The sequence below is a fragment of the Tardiphaga sp. genome (assembly GCF_028290785.1).
GTDB lineage: Bacteria > Pseudomonadota > Alphaproteobacteria > Rhizobiales > Xanthobacteraceae > Tardiphaga.
The window spans coordinates 21,427-36,058 of the sequence record NZ_JAQGJD010000017.1 but is presented as its reverse complement, the minus strand read 5'-3'; the positions used below and the strand labels follow the sequence as shown (position 1 = coordinate 36,058).

Below are 14,632 nucleotides of genomic sequence, written 5' to 3'. Positions count from 1 at the left end.
ACCGAGGTGCTCCAGTCTCAGGCTGAGCGTCTGGCCGGCGCGGGGCCGGAAGGTCGCCGTCGCCTGGCCGGCGACGCCCCGATCCTCCCAGCAGCGGCGGAATAGCCTTGGCCCAGACTTCGATGCACCGCTTCACGGCGGCCCTGATCAGCGGCGCCCTGGCCAGCAAGGTACTCGGGTTCGGCCGCGAGATCCTGATGGCGCAGGTGCTTGGCGCCTCGCTGGTGGCCGACGGTTTCCGTGGTGCGGCCACGGCAGTGATGCTGCCGCTGGCGTTCCTGCAGAACGAAAGCGTGCCGGCGATCATGATCCCGATGCATCGCGACGCGCTCAAGGACGGCGACGGCCCGCGGCGTCTGGCCGCGCTCACCGTGGCACTGACTGGCATCGCGGTGATTCTGACGCTGATCATCGAAGCACTCGGCGAACGATGGATCCACGTTTTCGTCGGCGGCTTCACGCCCGAGGGTCGCAACCTGACGCTGGATTTCGTGCGCATCATGGCGCTCGGCATGCCGGCCTCCGCCATGATCAACGTGCTCGCCGCCGGCGAAATAGCGTTGGGGCGCACGCGGCTCACCAATATCCGCGCCAGCCTGCTCAATATCGCGGTGCTGATGGGGATCGCCTTGCTGGCGATGTCGGGCAACTCGCACACCCTCGCCTGGTCGTTCGCAATCGCCTTCAACGCGCTCGGCGTCTGGGGTCTCTTCACCATGTGGCGCGAGGGCGTGCTGAGTTTCCGCGGACTGACGTGGGCATCGGTGTGGGCCGCCGGCCGCGAGTTCCTGCGCCGTCTGCGCCCGCTGCTGGCGCTGCCTTTGGCGGAGCAGGGCAACGTCTGGATGGAGCGCGCGCTGGCGTCCCGCATCACCACCGGCGCGGTCGCCTCGCTCGATTATGCACGAACACTGACCGAAAGCGCACTGCTACTGATCAGCCAGCCGGTTGGGCTCGCGGTGCTGTCGAGCCACCCGCCGAAAGATCCGGCCGCGCAGATCGAGTCGATCGCCCGACCGATCCTCGCGCTGGCGTTGCCGGCCTCGATGTTCCTGGTGATGTTTGCGCCGGAGATCGTCCGGCTGGTGTTCTTTCGCGGCGCCTTCAACGAGCAGGCGTTGTTGCTGACGAGTGGGGCGCTGCGCGGCATCGCGGTCGGCCTGTGGGCGGCGACGCTCGGCTGGATCCTGATCCGCATCCTCAATGGCGCGGGCCGCAACTTTGCGGCGGCCGTCATCATTGTCACGGCCTATACGGTTAATATCGCGGTTAACCTTCTGACATTTTATATTCTCGATGCGGGCGGTTCCGGCACATTGCTACTTGGACTGGGTGAAACCGTCCGTGGTATCATTCTGCTCGCCGGCGTCGTTATCGCACTCGATTCGCGGCGCAAGCTGCTGTTTCTGATTTTCATCGCAAGTTTTCCGGCAGCGCTGATGGCGTTACTGGGCTGGCAAGTTCACCAGCACTTCGATGGAACCTTTCAGCGGCTGTTCGCCGGCGGCGTCGCCTATATGGCATGTATCGCCCTTGCGGTCGCGCTGCTGATGCCAGGTCTTTATGTTGCGGCATATGCGCGCGTACGTGGGGTTTTGCAGGTTTGAATCTTTTATTCTTCTCGTAGAAAGCAGATTGTCGCACGAGGATTTTGATGAAGAATTTATTGCTGGGAGTCGCTAAAAGAGTGGCTACGTCCGAGACGTTGGTCCGGCCGATCGCCATGGCCGCCGATTTACTCATGAGCTCGCGCGGTTGCCTGACGACATTTCATCGGGGAGCGTCGTCGCAGGATTGGGAGCGGCTACCGAACCGCGATTTTTATCTCGATCTCGGTTTCCTCGATCAGTTCCTGACCTATCTGGCCGAGCGCGGCTGGAGCATAGTGACGATGGAAGAGGCGCTGCGCCGTTCCAAGCTCGGCAGTCCCAAAGACCGCTTCATCAACTTCTCCGTCGATGACTGCTATCGCGACACTTATGAGCAGGTAGTGCCGTTGTTCCGCCGTCATCATGCGCCGGTTACGCTGTTCGTCACCACCGGAATTCCCGACGGCACGCTGTCGCTATGGGCTGCCGGGCTGGAAGACGTGCTGCTCAATAACGATCGCGTGACGCTGGAAAACGGCGCCATCGACGTGCCCACTGCGGAAGCCAAGCGGGAGGCGTTTCATCGCATCGCCTCGTCGTGGGACGGTCCCCAGGCCGCGGCGCGTTACGCAACGTTCTGCAAGCTCAATGGCGTCGATATTGAGGCCATGCACTGGAAGCACGCGATCAGCTGGCAGATGCTGGAAGCGCTGCGCGACGATCCGCTGGTGGAAATCGGTGCCCATACCGTGAGCCATCCGCGGATCTCGTCGCTATCGCCGGAACATGCTCGCGCCGAACTGCAGGGTAGCCGCGACCGGCTGATCGAGCGGCTTGGCGTCGCCGCGAAGCATTTCGCATTTCCCTTCGGCCGCTCCGGCGACTGCGGTCCGCGCGATTTCGACATCGCACGCGCCGCCGGCTTTGCCAGCGCGGCGACCACCCGCAAGGGTCTGGTGCGGCGAGACCACCAAGACTACAGCCTGCCGCGCAACACCATCAACGGCGCGCACCGCAGCCTCGCGGCCATGGAACTGCATCTCACGGGGGTGACCGGTGCCGCGGCGAGGATGATGGGGCGTGTCTGACCCACGACGATTGAAGCTGCTGTCGATAGCGCATCCGGCGGTCAGTAGCGATGGCGGCCGGCTTCGCTATTACCAGATGGCCGCGCGCGACGACGTCGACGTGCATCTTGTCATACCCGCGGTCTGGCACGAGTTCGGCCGGACCATGGTGGCCGCGCCGTCCAGCGACCCGCGGTTGACGCTGCACGTGCTGCCGATCCGGTTGGCGCGCGCCGGCCCGCTGAGCTGGTATCTGCATTTCTATCCCGGGCTGGGTCGGCTCATTCGCGAGCTGCAGCCCGACGTCATTCATCTCTGGGAAGAGCCTTGGGGCGTGGTGGCGTTGCAGGCTCGGGTGCTGAAAGGCAGAGCAGCGCTGGTGATGGAGGTCGACCAGAATATTCTGAAGCGGCTGCCGCCACCGTTCGAATGGATCCGCAAACAGGTGTTGCGCAACACCGATCACGTGCTGTCGCGCAGCCCGGATGCCACGGCGGTGGTGCGCGCCAGAGGTTATCTCGGACCGGTTAGCCGGATCGGTTACGGCGTCGATCTGTCGAACTTTCATCCCGGCGTCGAGCCGGCGATCCCGCGCACCACTTGGCCAGATTTTCGCATCGGATATGTCGGACGGCTGGTCGAGGAAAAGGGCCTTGACGATGCGCTCGAGGCGATGATGCTGACGGCGATGCCGGTATCGCTCGCCATTATGGGCGAGGGGCCCTACGCAGAGCGCCTGCGGCAGCGCGTGGCCGAGCTTGGGCTATCCGATCGGGTAAGCTTCCGCGGTTGGGGCACGCCGGCCGACGTCGCGGCGTTCCTGCGCAGCCTCGATGCCACGGTGTTGCTGACCCGCACCACCAGATCGGTGCGCGAGCAGTTCGGCCGCGTCATCGTGGAATCCCAGGCCTGTGGCGTGCCGGTGATCGGGTCGCAGAGCGGCGCCATTCCCGACGTGGTCGGCGACGGCGGTTGGATAGTCCCGGAGCGCGATCCAGCGGCGCTGGCGAAACAGCTCGACGTCATCATGTCCCAGCCGCAGTCGTTGCAGGCCCACGGATTCGCCGCGCAGTCCAACGTCAAGAACCGTTTCACCTATGGTGCTGTAGCCGACGATCTGCTGGCGGCCTGTATGGCAGCGGTACAAAGCCGCAACGCCTGAATGCTGTCGTTCAGGCGCCGACGGTCATCGCGCCGTGGGCAAATTCATCCTTCGATGCCTGCACCTGCTCAAGTAGTTCGATATAGCGCGAGCCGACATGGTCCCAGCCGTAGTTCAGCGCGGTGGCGCGCGCGCCCTCGCGCAGGCGGATGGTCAGCTCGGGATCGGCAAAAGCTTGCGCGACCCTGCTGGCGATATCGTCGGCGTCGGGCCTGATCTGGTAGCCGTTCACATCGTTCACCAGATAGTCCTCGATGCCGCCGACCGGCGTGGCGAATACGGGTAGCGAACACGCCATCGCTTCCATGCACACCAGCGAAAATGTCTCATAGGACGTCGGCAGCACGAGGCCATCGGCAGCCGCGTACAACGCAGGCATATCGGTGCGCGATCCCGCGAACACCAGCCGGCCGGCGGAGGTCGCCGCCATCTTGCGGTACGGCGCGGGATTGTCGGAGCCGACCACTAGCAGCCATACGTCGGGGCCGAGGCGCTCCAGCGCGCCGATCGCATGAGCCAGCCCCTTGCGGCGGAATTCGTGGCCGGCGAACAGCAGCAACTTGGCATCGGCTGGAATGCCGAACTCCCTGCGGATAGCCAAACCGGCCGCAGTGTCGCGGGCAAAGCGGTCGAGGTCGATACCGTTCGGAATTACGCGGATTCGCGTCGGCGGCACGTGGTAGATTTCCTGCAATTCGGTGGCGACGCGCGGCGAAACCGCGACATACATGCGATAGCGCAAGCCGCCGATCATCCAGCGATCGCGCAAGCCGACCCACAGGTGCATAGGGTTGAGCAGCCACAACCACAGATGAGCGCTCCGCTTCTCTGCGAGGCTCTGCGCATTGACCGCGTGCACTATCAGCACGTCGCCCTTCAGGCTGTCGCCGTGGCTGATGACCACCGCCTTGGGGTAGCGCAGCACGGCTCGCGTCGCCAGAATCGTGAAGGTCGGAACCACCAGGAAACGGCCGAGATAGCGAAAGATGCCGCGGGTCGGAACGCGCGACAGCCAGGGGCCGATACGCTCGATAGCGGTGCCCGGGCTGACCGGCCCGCCGACCGCGCTGGCCAGCACGGTGTTGACGATCTTGGCGCGGCTGAAGGCGCGCGCCAACTCGTAGGCAACGCTTTCGACGCCGCCGGTCGTACTCAACTCCTGGACAATTTGGACGATCTCGATTGTCATGGCCGAACGCTATATAAGAGGTGAATGAAACAATTTCGCAATCTAATGGTAACCGCGGTCTTAATGTCTGCTTTGCTATCGCAGGCTTCGAAGGCCGAAACAATATCGGCCGATGCAACCTTGCGGTACCGCATCGGCGGCGGAAACATCGTGACACATTTGACGGGCGCGCCCGCCGCTCAATTGTACTCCGCGCTTCGTGGCGTCGGCGCGAAGCTGGGACGCATGGACTCCTATGGCTGGCGCGATCTCGACCGCAAGCCGATCCCCGACAATTTCGATGCCGCCATGCTGGAAGCTTACCAGCAAGGCATCACCCCGGTCATTCTGCTCGAGTATGAAGGCAGCTATCAAAACCTGCAGCCGCCACAGCCTACCGGATCGTACGACGATTGGTTTGCGGCGGGACAGGCATTTGCCAGACGTTTTCGGCCGAATGGTGAATGGGCGCTTGCTAACGGGATCAAGAACTGGGGCGCGGAAGTATATACCGCCATCAACGAGCCGGACGTGCAGGCGACCATTCCGCGTGACGTATACAGGGACGCATTGGCGGGGCTGGCGGATGGCGTTCACAGCGTCGACCGCGCCTTGCGAGTGGTGCCGGGCGGGTTTGCCACCTGCAATTCCCACGGCGATGCCACCTTGCGCGGTTACGGTCCGGCGATCGCCGGACTGCTGGAGGATGGCCGCCTCGACGGCATCGACCTGCATACCTACTACAATGCCAGATGGTACCCGCTGACGAAAGGTCGCGAGTTCTCGGTGCAGACCTGCTTCGATCGCGTCAAGGCGGTGATGGGCGTGAAGCGCGACATCCGTTTCTATGCCACCGAATTCAACGTCGCGCGCGAGAGCGCCTGGGAAGATCCGAAGCTCGCTGCAAAGCTGTTTCTGACGGCGCTGTGGGACAATCTCGGCGTCGTTCATGCCGACGGCCGCCCGGCGACGGTGCTGGCATTTCCGTGGAATCTCGGCGACACCGACCGCGTTGATGGGCCTGCCTATGCGATGGCGGTTTCGGAAGCGCCGTGGCGGCCGGACCTGCGCGCCCGGACGCTACGCAGCGTGCTGCAGATCGCCGGCGACATGAAGCTGACCGCGCTCGATCCGAAGGCCGGCAAGTACACGCTGGAAGGCGAGGCCGGCCAGGTGCTGGTCTGGCAAAATCTTCCAGGCTGGACCGGGACGCCGGGCGCGGTCTGGGAAGTGCAACTGCCGCCCTGGGCGCGCGAGGCCGAACTCTGGGCCTGGGACGGCAAGCGCCGCGAGATCGCCGTCAGCGGCGGCAAGGCCATCGTCAAAGGCCTCAGCGGCGACGAGACGTACATGTTGCGGGTGCTGCGATAGCGGCCGTAGCGATCAGAACGTCACCGCCGCATAGGCGCGCGTGATATCGACCGCGGTTTGCTGCAAATGCTCGCGCAGCTTGATCTGGCTGGCCTTCGGCATCCGGAACGCCGGCGCGACGAAGGAAACCGCGGCTACGACGCCATTGGCGTCGCGGATGCCGACCGCGGCGGAATAGACATGCGGGGTGATTTCGCCGCGGGATTCCGACCAGCCTTGTTCGCGGATCACGGCAAGTTCGCGCTGCAGGCTCTTGCGCTGCCCCGCCAGGGCCGGATCGCGTGCGAGCGCATCGTCCAGCACGGTGTCGCATTCCTCGGCCGGCAGATGGGCGAGCAGCAGCTTCGGCCCGGCGCCGCGATGCAGCGGCAGGGCGGTGCCGACCTCGAAGGTTAGCCGGATCCGCGACGAGGATTCGACGCGTTCGATGCACACCGCGCGGTCGCCGGATCGTCGGACCAGGATCACTGTCTCCCCAGCTTCCTGCGCGGCCCGCTTCATATGCGGGCGTGCGATTGAGGCAAGGTCGGTGCCAGCGCGGGCGGCTTGTGCCAGGCCGATGACGCGGGGCGCCAGCACGAACGAGCCGCGGCCGTCCTCGTCGATCAGTTCGGCTTCGCGCAGAATGCCGATGTAGCGATAGGTCGACGATAGCGGCAGGCCGATCTGGTCGGCCAGGCTTTCGGCCGAATGTCGGGGCTTATCGACCGAGAAGGCCAGCAAAGCGCGCAGGATTTTTCGCGAGCTGCCATCGGCGGCTACGGCCCGCGGCGGTTCTGCCTTGTGCCCCAGTGCCAGTGCGGTTCTCTTGTAAGCCAACGCAACCTCCGGCAGGACCAGCGCCGTCCGACAGAGCGGCGACGGGACATCGATTTCACGAGAACGGGAAGGGCCGCCCGTAGGTTGTATAAAATAAGACGATGTTCTCAGCAATTGAGAAAAATGGTTTGCAACGGGATTCTTGGAAACCTGCCGGCGAGCTGAAGGCGCCGTCGCGCTCAACTATCCCGCGATGCGGGCTTCACCAGCGTCTCCGCCACACCCACCAGCTGCTGCCGGATATTGGTTGCCGAAGTGACTTCCCAGAACGTGCCGCGGGTCGCCGGGCCGATCGCAAAGAAGCCGGGCTGCGGATGGCCGGAAGCGTCGATCAGCCGGCAGCCGGGATCGACGTCGAGTCCGAGGCCCTGCGGCCCCGGTCGCACGCGCCCGGTCGCCAGCAGCGATTTCACCAGGGGATCGTCGAGCCGATCGTAGCGCTCTTCGGGACCGGTGCAGTTCAGGACCCAGTTGGGCGCCAGCGCGATGGTCTTGTTGCCGCGCGCCCGGATCGTGAGGTCATAGCCGGACGACGTCGCTGCTGCGGACAGGATGCGGCCAGGAATCACGCGCACCTGCCCGTCGCGCTGCCATCGTGCCAGCCGTTCGGCCACGTCCGGTGCCAGCCGATGCCGGTGTGCCAGCCAGATCGAGCGCATGTGCCGCGAGAACCGCGCCTGTTCGGCCTGCGAAAAGCCGGTCCAGAACGCCTTGGTCTGCAGCCGGAAGCTGTCGATCGCCGTCTGCCACGGAATCCCGGCGGCGGCCTTGCGGCGGATGTCTTCGCGCAGCGAACGAAACAGCCCGCGCACCGTCCGCACCGGCCACACCGTGACCGGATCGGGGTCGACCGGTGTCACGACGTCCACCTGCGGCAGCAGCCCGCGCCGCGACACCATGGTGATTTCGCTGCGGACGCCGCGATGCACGAGGTCGATCACCACGTCCACGGCGGTCGCGCCGGTGCCGATCACCAGCACGCGGTCGTCGGCGCCGATCGGATCGAGCGCGCCGGCCGCCCAGACATTGGAGATCGAACGCAAGGAGGGCTCGACGCCAGCAAACCCCGACGGCGGATGGTTGCCGATGCACAGGAAGACCAGATCGGCCTCGATGACGTCGCCCGATACCGTGGCCACGCGATAGGAGGCGCCGCATCTCTCGACGCCCAGCGCGCTGTCGTGGCGTTTGTCCAGCCGGCCGCCGGCCTCGACGTCGGCGAGTTGCGCACACAGGAAATCGCCATAAACGAAGCGCGGCACGAACGATGTCGAATAGTCAGGGCCGGTGACATGGTTGTTGGCCGCCAGCCAATCGACAAAGGCTTCTTGATCGTCGGCGCCGACGCCGCCCATCTTGAAGGCCGGCACGTTGATGCGGTGCCATTTTTCTTTGGCCGAATAGGCCAGGCCGCGGCCGAAGCGGCCGTCGCGGTCGAGCAGCGTGATGCGGCCGATGTTCGACAGCTTCGCAAGGATCACCGTCGCCAGCGTACCGGCGGCGCCGCCGCCGATGATGGCGACGGTGAGGGGTGTTGGGATGTGCGATGTCATGCGGGGATGAATTCTGAAAGCGGGCCGGTCATTCCGGCGGCGCGTAGGCGGCGGGATCGACCGAGCCCGGCCGTCCCTCTAGTGCCAGCCGGCCAATCCGCGCCGGCGTCTCGCAGATGACGCGACCGCGCCGGACCACCGCCAGCCGTGTCGCCTTCAACCGGATTGCCTCGATCGGATCGCGCGCCTGCAGCAGCACCAGATCGCCGTTGCTGCCGACGTCGAGCCCGTAGCCTTCGAGTCCCATGATCTTGGCCGGATTGGCGGTGACCGTGTCGAAGCAGTAGCGCATCGCCTCGCGGCTGGTCATCTGCGCCACGTGCAGTCCCATATGCGCGACTTCCAGCATGTCGGCGGAGCCCATCGAATACCACGGGTCCATGCAGCAATCCTGGCCGAACGCGACGTTGATGCCATGCGGCCGCATTTCCGGTACGCGCGTCATGCCGCGGCGTTTCGGATAGGCGTCGTGGCGGCCCTGCAGCACGATGTTGATCAGCGGATTGGCGATGGCCGCGACCCCGGCTTCAGCCATCAGTGGCAGCAGCTTGGAAACGTAGTAATTGTCCATCGAATGCATCGAGGTGAGGTGTGAGCCGGCGACGCGGTTTTGCAGGCCGAGCCGCTGCGTCTCGCAGGCCAGCGTCTCGATGTGCCGCGAGAGGGGGTCGTCGCTCTCGTCGCAATGCATATCGACGCGCAGGCCGCGTTGCGCTGCGATTTCGCATAGCGCCTTCACCGAGGCGGCGCCATCGGCCATGGTGCGTTCGAAATGCGGGATACCGCCGACGATGCTGACGCCCTTGTCGAGCGCACGCGCCAGATTGGCCGCCGCGGTTGGCGATCGGAAATAGCCGTCCTGCGGAAACGCCACCAGTTCAAGATCGAGATACGGCGCCACCTGCTTCTTAACGTCGAGCAGCGCATCGACCGCGAGCAGCCGGTCGTCGCAGATATCGACATGGCTGCGCACCGCCAGCACGCCCTGCGACACCGCGAGGTCGCAATAGGCCAGCGCGCGCTCGACGAGCGCCTCATAGGTCAGCAGCGGCTTCAATTCGCCCCACAGCGCGATGCCTTCCAGCAGCGTGCCGGAGATATTGAGGCGGGGAAGGCCGAGCGACAGGGTCGCGTCCATGTGGAAATGGATGTCGATGAACGGCGGCGACACCAATTGGCCGGCGGCGTCGATCACGCGGCCGGCTTCGCCTTCGAGCTGCGGCTGCACCGCGACGATGCGGCCGTCGGCGATGGCAATATCCTGGCCGCGGCGGCCGTCCGGCAGGTTGGCATTGCGAATGAGCAGATCGAACGGCATGCGGCCCTTTAAATCGTGAAGCCGAATTATCGACGCTGCGGTGCGGCAATGCAAGGTGGGGCCTTCTTCCCTCGCCCCGCCCGGCGAAGCGAAGCTTCGCTAGGCGGGAGAGGGTGGCTCGAAGGACCGCAGGTCGTTCGAGCCGGGTGAGGGGAGTTAGCGAGTAGAACTCTGGCAGCCCCTCACCCGGAGCCGAGCTCACGCTCGGCTCCGACCTCTCCCCGCAAAAGGGCGAGGAGAGGTGAAAACTACAGCGCCCGCCCGTCATCTGTCGAAATCGCATCCACCGTTCGCGGTCCCGGATCCTGCACGCCGTCGGCGCGGGCGATGCGGACCTCCATGCCGGTGGCGGCAAAGTTGCCGAATGGCGTCGAGAACGCGATTTCGGCGGCGTCGCGGCCGATGCCGATTCGCACTAGCCCATCGAGCTGCGCCTGCCGTGTGGCGTCGAACAGCCACCAACGACCGCCCAGATAGGCCTCGAACACGGCGTGAAAATCGCTCGGCACCAGCCCATAGGCGTAGCAACTGACGAAGCGCGCGGGGATGCCAAGCGCGCGGCAGAACGCGATCCCGAGATGTGCGAAGTCGCGGCAGACTCCGGCGCGCTTCATCAGCGTCTCGTCGGCGGTGGTCTGCTCGTTGCTGGCGCCGGGCTGGTACACGAGATGCTCGTTGATCCAGCCGCAGATAGCATTGACGCGCTGATGTCCGCGCGGCAACGCGCCGAATTCCGCCAGCGCATAGGGCGCCAGCCGGTCGGACGACACGAAGCGGCTCGGCAACAGATAGGGCAGGATGTCGAGCGGGATCTGATTGACCGGTATTTCATCGATCGTCGCCGGATCGGCATGGAAAGCGTGGAGGTCCACCTCGGCATTGTATTCCAGCGCGAAGTCGCCGGCGGGAACTTCAATCCCGAAATAGCGGTTGGCCGCCATCGGATCGGCATAGACCCGCGGCTGCACCGCCGGCGTGAAGCTGAGGGCTTCACTCACGATGGTCTGGCTGGGAATTTGGGCAACTTCCAGATTGAAGATGAAGGTGGTGTCGAACGCCAGTTGGTAGGACAGGCTGCAACCCAGTTTGTAACGCACCGCGGACCTCGCTTGCTATCGTCCGAAAAAGGACGTGCAAGAACCGCGCCGGTAGTTTGTCGATGTGCCAGGATTGTTCCCCGGATCTGCGGAGCAGCGTAAGAACGCTGCGTCGCTTTCGGGAAACGATAGGCATGGCAATCAGTGCGGCCGTTGCGCCACGCGCAGCAAATCGATCGGGCTCCACGGCTTGGCCATGAACAGCGTGCCGTCGGGCAGGCGGCGTACCCGCGGTGCGCCGGAAGTGACGACCACATGCATCTGAGGGTAGCGCTCCTTGGCGAGGTAGGCCAGTTCGATGCCGTCCATATTCCCCGCCAGTTCCACGTCGGTAAAGACCATCGAGACGGTGTCGCCGGACTCTTCGAGTACCAGCACAGCCGCCTCGGCGCTGTCGCACTCGATGACATTCATCTCGCTTTCTTCCAGTAGCAGGCTGACCAGCGTGCGCTGCATTTCATCATTCTCGACAACCAGAGCGGTCGACCTGTGCGCATATCCCATGCGGAACCTCCGTGATGTTGCGACATAGAGGCAATGCGGCAGTTCATCGAGGGTTCATATAAATGTGAGATTCCCTCGCACAATGATATTGCAACGTTGAACGCGGAACTCTCGCTACGACGGAACTATTCGCCTAAAATCTGTCGCATCGCTTGCGGCAGCAGGAACGGGGAGCCGTCGCTGCTACGTTCCACCGCGACGTCGATCTCGAACACCTGCCGGATTACCTCGCTGGTGATCGTCTCCGCCGGCGTGCCTTCTGCGGCAATGGCGCCGTGGCGCAGCACGATGATGCGGTCGGCGAAGCGGACCGCGAGGTTGAGATCGTGCAGCACCGCGACGACGGCGGTGCCGCGGCGTGCGCGCCGGCGCGCGATCTCGACCAGCGCGATCTGGTGCTTCAGATCGAGGCTCGAGGTCGGCTCGTCGAGGAGCAGAACGCCGGGACCCTGCACCGCCTCGCCGCAGGCGAGCTGCACCAGCACCCGCGCGAAATGCGCGCGCTGCTGTTCGCCGCCGGACAACGTCGGCAGTTCGCGGTGGCGGAAGTCGTTGAGGCCGACTTCGTCGATGGCGGCATCTATGAGCGGCTGCGCCGCCGCGACGGCCTGGCTGCCGCGGCCCATCCGCACGATCTCCTCCACCGTGAAGGGAAAGCTGACGCTGACATGCTGCGACAGCATCGCGCGGCGCAGCGCCAGCGCATGCGGTGCATAGGCGTGAATGTCCTGGTCCTTCAATCGTACCACGCCATGGCTGGCGCGCAGGTCGGCGGACAGCAGCCGCAGCAGCGTCGATTTGCCGGCGCCGTTGGGGCCGACAATGGCAACCATCTCGCCGTCGTCGATGCGCAGGTCGATGCCATCGATCAGTGTCGTCTGGCCGATGCTGACATGGACGCCGGCGGCTTCGAGCACGGCGTTCACAGCCCCACCAGCCCGCGCTGGCGCAGCAGGATCAGCAGGAACACCGGGGCGCCGACGGCGGCGGTGAGGATGCCGATCGGCATTTCCGCCGGCGACACGATGGTACGCGCCAGCGTATCGGCGCCGACCAGCAGCACCGCGCCGAGCCCGACCGAGGCCGGCAGCAGCAGCCGGTGGCCGGGGCCGATCACCAGCCGCAGCAGATGCGGCACCACGATGCCGACGAATCCCACCACGCCGCATACCGACACCGCGGCTCCGGTCATCGCGGAAACCAGCACGATGCAGATACGCTTCAGCCGCTCGACATCGACGCCGGAATGAAACGCTTCGGATTCGCCGAGGATCAGCACATCCAGTCCGCGGTGAACGAACACCATCGCGGCCAGCGACAATCCTAGCACCGGCGTCAGGGTGGCGGCCTTGCTCCAGGTCGCGCCGCTCAGCGAGCCCAGCAGCCAGAAGGTGATGTCGCGCAGCTGCCGGTCGTCGGCGATGAACACCAGCAGGCCGATGCCGGCATTGGCGATGGCCGCAATGGCGATGCCGGCGAGCAGGAAGATTGCGATCGAGGTCCGCCCGCTGCGGCTGGAGATGCGGTACAGCAGCATGGTGGTCGCCAGCGATCCGGCGAAGGCGGCGAGCGGCAGCAGCCATGGCTGCAGAAACTGAAGGTGCGTCGCGAACCGGCTGTCGCTGATCACGATGGCGCCGGCGGCTGCCAATGCGCCGCCGCTGGAGACGCCGACCAAAGCGGGATCGGCCAGCGGGTTGCGGAATAACCCCTGCATGATCGCGCCGGATGCGCCGAGCAGCCCGCCGATCATCGCCGCTACCGCAATGCGCGGGATCCGGATCGACCACAGGATCAACTGGTCGCGCGACGCCATGGCCTGGCCGGGCTCGGACGCGACCAGCCCCAATGCCGCGGGCAGCCGCGCCAGCGGAATCCCGGCGGCGCCCACTGTCGCCGCCAGCAGCACCGTCAGTAGCAGCGCCAGCAGCAGGCCGCACAGCACGACCGGCGCGGGCGGCCGTCGCACTCGGCCGATCGTCCTGACGAATGCATTCACCTTGACGTCGGTGCCGCTCATCTCATGAACGGCAGTTGACGGTCAGCGACGCCGGCTTGAAGTTCGCCGCTTCCGCGGCCAGCGCCGGATCGAGCCTTGCGGCGAGGTCGCGCGCCGCCGCGGCGGTGCGCGGGCCGAAGCCGAGCAGATAGAGCCCGTCCATGGCGATGAAGCTCTTGCTCTGCGCCGCCGGGGTCAGCGCGAAAGTCGGGCTGGCGAACACGTCGGCGGCCTTGATCGATTCCTTGCCGCGGTCCATCGACAGCACATGGTCGGGCCGCGCCGCGACGATCGCCTCGTCATTCATGATCTTGTAACCGTCGAAGCTATCGGCCACGTTGACGCCGCCGGCCATCTGGATGATCTCGTTGGCGGCGGTCTTCTGCCCGGCGACCATGGCGCGGCCATCGAGGAACGACATCACGAACATCACCCGTGGCGGGGTCTTCACCTTGCCGCGCAGGTCGCGCAGCCACGTCAAGTCGCTCGATACGGCGGCAGCCAGGCATTCGCCGCGCGCTTCGACGCCGGCGACCCGCGCCACCAGCCGGATCTTCGCGAGCATGCCGTCTTCGGTAAAAGTCTCGGGCACCATGATCAGCGGCACCTTGGCGGCATCGATGACGTCGATGGTCTCCTTCGGGCCGGAACCGGCGATCACCAGCACCAGCTGTGGATGGAGGCCGAGCACGCCTTCCGCCGAGAGCTGGCGCATGTAGCCGACATTGGGCTTGTCGGCCATTGCGCTGGGTGGATACAGGCTGGTGGTATCGACCGCGACGATGCGATCCTCGACGCCGAGTGCATAGAGGATCTCGGTCACTGCACCGCCCACCGAGACGATGCGCGTCGGACGGCCGATGGTGACGTCGTGACCGCGGGCGTCATGCACGATGATATCTTCGGCGCTCGCGACCGCCGTCATCGCGAGACAGCAGGTCGCGGCAGCAAGCCGAATCGCGATACGGCGGCAAGAGGGCATGGC

Annotated in this window: 13 protein-coding genes; 4 read left to right on the top strand and 9 right to left on the bottom strand. The window is 65.3% G+C overall.

Going from position 1 to position 14,632, the window contains the following annotated elements:
• The first annotated feature begins 107 nt into the window (after window positions 1–107).
• The 3 genes from JWR89_RS01110 to JWR89_RS01100 all read left to right on the top strand — a co-directional run bounded on the left by JWR89_RS01110 (window position 108) and on the right by JWR89_RS01100 (window position 3,818).
• Window positions 108–1,607: a lipid II flippase MurJ gene (locus tag JWR89_RS01110; RefSeq protein WP_299710662.1), complete on the top strand. Its 1,500-nt coding sequence runs from the start codon at window positions 108–110 to the stop codon at window positions 1,605–1,607.
• A gap of 134 nt (window positions 1,608–1,741) precedes the next feature.
• Window positions 1,742–2,677: a polysaccharide deacetylase family protein gene (locus JWR89_RS01105; RefSeq protein ID WP_299710660.1), complete on the top strand. Its 936-nt coding sequence runs from the start codon at window positions 1,742–1,744 to the stop codon at window positions 2,675–2,677.
• Window positions 2,670–3,818: a glycosyltransferase gene (locus JWR89_RS01100; RefSeq protein ID WP_299710658.1), complete on the top strand. Its 1,149-nt coding sequence runs from the start codon at window positions 2,670–2,672 to the stop codon at window positions 3,816–3,818. The genes JWR89_RS01105 and JWR89_RS01100 overlap by 8 nt, the downstream gene beginning before the upstream one ends.
• A gap of 10 nt (window positions 3,819–3,828) precedes the next feature.
• On the opposite strand, the gene JWR89_RS01095 is transcribed toward JWR89_RS01100, so the two are convergent.
• Window positions 3,829–5,007 carry a glycosyltransferase family 4 protein gene (locus JWR89_RS01095; RefSeq protein WP_299710656.1) on the bottom strand — a complete coding sequence of 393 codons (1,179 nt, stop codon included), beginning with the start codon at window positions 5,005–5,007 and terminating at the stop codon, window positions 3,829–3,831.
• A 150-nt stretch (window positions 5,008–5,157) separates the two neighbouring features.
• Here JWR89_RS01095 and JWR89_RS01090 point away from each other — a divergent pair, with 150 nt between their 5' ends.
• Window positions 5,158–6,357 carry a hypothetical protein gene (locus JWR89_RS01090; RefSeq protein ID WP_299710654.1) on the top strand — a complete coding sequence of 400 codons (1,200 nt, stop codon included), beginning with the start codon at window positions 5,158–5,160 and terminating at the stop codon, window positions 6,355–6,357.
• 12 nt (window positions 6,358–6,369) lie between these two features.
• Here the strand turns inward: JWR89_RS01090 and JWR89_RS01085 are convergent, their stop codons facing one another.
• The 8 genes from JWR89_RS01085 to JWR89_RS01050 form a co-directional block, all read right to left on the bottom strand.
• Window positions 6,370–7,176 carry an IclR family transcriptional regulator gene (locus tag JWR89_RS01085; protein ID WP_299710652.1) on the bottom strand — a complete coding sequence of 269 codons (807 nt, stop codon included), beginning with the start codon at window positions 7,174–7,176 and terminating at the stop codon, window positions 6,370–6,372.
• A gap of 179 nt (window positions 7,177–7,355) precedes the next feature.
• Entirely contained in the window at window positions 7,356–8,729 is a 1,374-nt protein-coding gene (locus tag JWR89_RS01080) for an FAD/NAD(P)-binding protein (RefSeq protein WP_299710650.1), read from the bottom strand.
• Window positions 8,730–8,757: 28 nt separating this feature from the next.
• Window positions 8,758–10,047, bottom strand: a complete 1,290-nt coding sequence (locus tag JWR89_RS01075) for an amidohydrolase family protein (protein WP_299710647.1) — start codon at window positions 10,045–10,047, stop codon at window positions 8,758–8,760.
• 248 nt (window positions 10,048–10,295) lie between these two features.
• Window positions 10,296–11,144 carry a transglutaminase family protein gene (locus tag JWR89_RS01070; protein ID WP_299710644.1) on the bottom strand — a complete coding sequence of 283 codons (849 nt, stop codon included), beginning with the start codon at window positions 11,142–11,144 and terminating at the stop codon, window positions 10,296–10,298.
• Between the two features lie 141 nt (window positions 11,145–11,285).
• Window positions 11,286–11,648, bottom strand: coding sequence for a response regulator (locus JWR89_RS01065; protein WP_299710642.1), 363 nt, complete (start codon window positions 11,646–11,648; stop codon window positions 11,286–11,288).
• Window positions 11,649–11,773: 125 nt separating this feature from the next.
• Window positions 11,774–12,574: a heme ABC transporter ATP-binding protein gene (locus JWR89_RS01060; protein WP_299710639.1), complete on the bottom strand. Its 801-nt coding sequence runs from the start codon at window positions 12,572–12,574 to the stop codon at window positions 11,774–11,776.
• Entirely contained in the window at window positions 12,571–13,668 is a 1,098-nt protein-coding gene (locus JWR89_RS01055) for an iron chelate uptake ABC transporter family permease subunit (protein WP_299710636.1), read from the bottom strand. Before JWR89_RS01055 ends, JWR89_RS01060 begins: the two co-directional genes overlap by 4 nt.
• 1 nt (window position 13,669) lies before the next feature.
• Window positions 13,670–14,629: a hemin ABC transporter substrate-binding protein gene (locus tag JWR89_RS01050; RefSeq protein WP_299710634.1), complete on the bottom strand. Its 960-nt coding sequence runs from the start codon at window positions 14,627–14,629 to the stop codon at window positions 13,670–13,672.
• Window positions 14,630–14,632 lie beyond the last annotated feature (3 nt).